The organism is Pseudaeromonas pectinilytica, from assembly GCF_054780855.1.
Genome location: NZ_BAAGVN010000241.1, coordinates 1 through 2,407 on the forward strand (window position 1 = coordinate 1; position 2,407 = coordinate 2,407).

At 40.6% G+C, this 2,407-nt stretch carries 3 protein-coding genes; 1 reads left to right on the top strand and 2 read right to left on the bottom strand.

The genetic code is table 11. From position 1 onward, the window contains the following. Positions 1-66: 66 nt before the first annotated feature. A complete protein-coding gene (locus tag ACYVG7_RS10575) occupies positions 67-1,338 on the bottom strand; it encodes a YfjI family protein (protein WP_460883077.1) in 1,272 nt (423 codons plus the stop codon). Beyond that, the gene (locus ACYVG7_RS10580) at positions 1,338-1,601 is read right to left on the bottom strand and encodes an AlpA family phage regulatory protein (RefSeq protein ID WP_460883078.1); all 264 of its coding nucleotides are present in this window, start codon (positions 1,599-1,601) and stop codon (positions 1,338-1,340) included. The genes ACYVG7_RS10575 and ACYVG7_RS10580 overlap by 1 nt, the downstream gene beginning before the upstream one ends. 503 nt (positions 1,602-2,104) lie before the next feature. Here ACYVG7_RS10580 and ACYVG7_RS10585 point away from each other — a divergent pair. Continuing rightward, entirely contained in the window at positions 2,105-2,371 is a 267-nt protein-coding gene (locus ACYVG7_RS10585; RefSeq protein WP_460883079.1) for a hypothetical protein, read from the top strand. Positions 2,372-2,407 lie beyond the last annotated feature (36 nt).

Sequence of the window (2,407 nt, forward strand, 5' to 3'; positions counted from 1 at the left end):
AAAGGAAGCATATGATCACAGGTGGAGATTTACGTCAATCAAGACTTGATATTGGTTATAAAACGTTCACGATCTCGCCCTGAGCCACCGCCATAGCACTTCGGAGTCCTTATACTCTTGACTAGCAAATTTCAAGGGTGAAAAAATATTTGAAAACTGCCCCAGATACCAATCCATTATTTTAACTGAACCTGCCATGTGCATGTGATCAATGATGGAATCACCTGCGAAATACGCAATACACGCAGTAATTCGCGATAGATTCTCTACATATTTTGATACAAAATCTTTGAATGGCTTTAGCGCACCTTTTTCACCAATTTGACGTTCTAAATTATTATACTGGCTCCACCAAATTTCTTTAGCACTCTGTGTAAATTCTAAACAAAATCGTTCTTTACCCTCAGTCTTCCTCTTTTTTGTCGCTTCAAGTAGTGCAGAGATGCGACTATGAAAGCACTGAATGCTCTCAGCAACGCGATTATCAATCGTATTGAAATTTACTATCTCTCGGCTGCCGGCCATGCTATCAGGCTGACAAACAAGACATCTCGCAAAAAGACCAGATGCTCTTGCTGCTTTTCCTTCACGAACAATAAAATTATCAAATAAATCAGGCTGAACCATGAGTGATAAGCTCAATCGCGGCTGTTCTATAAATAAGCTTGCTCTGTTTCCTCTATCCACACTTCTGGATGAACCACTCCACATTGAATTTAAAAATGGAGCATCACTCAATAAATCGCCTCTCAATAAACTACCTGCCTCATCAGAAAAAACACCAACCGAATTATGTGCAGAAAGACACTCTTTGATTGCAGCGCTTGTGACATCACTCAAAATCAACTTCTTATTGTCTGGTCGAGTTGGAATATTGATGCTATGTTCACCAACCGCTCTAGATGATGCCAATATATCTAATCCTTTGGATACATCATTCTTAAGCTTTTTCTTAAGAGCATCATCTATAGCCTTCCACGCAGGGAAACTTTCATTATATTTTGCGACATCACCCCTGAACTCTCTTTCTAGCTCATGTTGCCGAGCGTACAGCGGAGCCATCAGTATCTTCTCCACTGTACTTTTTCGTTCTCCAGAGTCGGCCAGTGTTAATAAGTACAGAGAAACAGGATGAATATCCCCCAGTGGAGACTTCACATCCACAATATCCTGACATGACAAGGATATGCCGCCCAGCATTGTTGTCACAATAAGCCCTCGCGATGCCTTTGTTTTATGCTCCACATCTTCAACCAGTTGTTGCAGTTGCAAAGGCAGACCGTCTATTGGAAAATCCACCGGAAAGTTCGGCTGATAATTTATCCCCACGTTAAACATCAGAGATGTCCTCCATTATTTGTTGTCAGATTGAATAACCAATCTTGAATTGAATAATGCGTCCAACCAATAGCACTAGTAGTGCCAATAGAACCCAAACGTAAAGGTTTTGGAAAGCGTGGATCATATCGGCGCGATTTAGGGTTTAGCTTGTCGTATATAGTTGAGCGACTAATACCTAATATCTGTGTTAACTCCTTCATCCTGACAATCCTCATGTCACGTACAGACGTGTTATCAACCATACCCTGTTGCATCATCATCTTTTCCTCCTAACCAAAGTACCGTACCAATCATATGCATGCAGCATGGGATGCAAACAGGATACTGCCTCAAACAGTTTAACGTTGACATTTAACCAAAACCGTGATCGCGATAATTTGGTTATGACTCGCATCACGTGATCCTCAGCTATTAACACGCAATGTATGCGCACGATGCTCTCAAACTCTCAATTGTATCTTTGCTTTGAAATAGTCTTTGTTAATCACCAGACGCTAAACATTCTGTTGTTTTTACAAAAATATACGCTCTGAAGAACGCACGAAAAAAATTAATGAACTACGCCCCACCCAAACATTCATATTCGATGACAATTTAAATTCATACCTAACCGACATGCAGGCATCCATAGACCCAATACAAAAATTTCAACTTGATATGTTAGTGAATTTGTGAGCGCAGCACTAGCTAACCAACAAAGAGAACAATACAATAAAGCTCCAACAAGTGGACGATTATGCAGAAAAAATACAAAGGAGTTTCCATGGGGGAAGGTAAATATGTCACACTCGCAGATTATGATACATTACTAACACACGTCGCCGATAGGATCGTTGATTTTTATATCATACTAAACGCAGCCAAAAAACACAGCAGTAAAAATATAAACTGGCTGAAGAGATTACACATTGTTTTTAGCAAAAAGGTTAAAGACATAGGACTAAACGACTGCGACATGGTCGAGTTACATGCAGGTGCAGAAATGGCGCTGTTCCCTTTACGTGTTGGGGGCAATCTATACTTGCAGTAAGTTCGCTGGACTGAGGTGCCCGCTATGGATACCAAC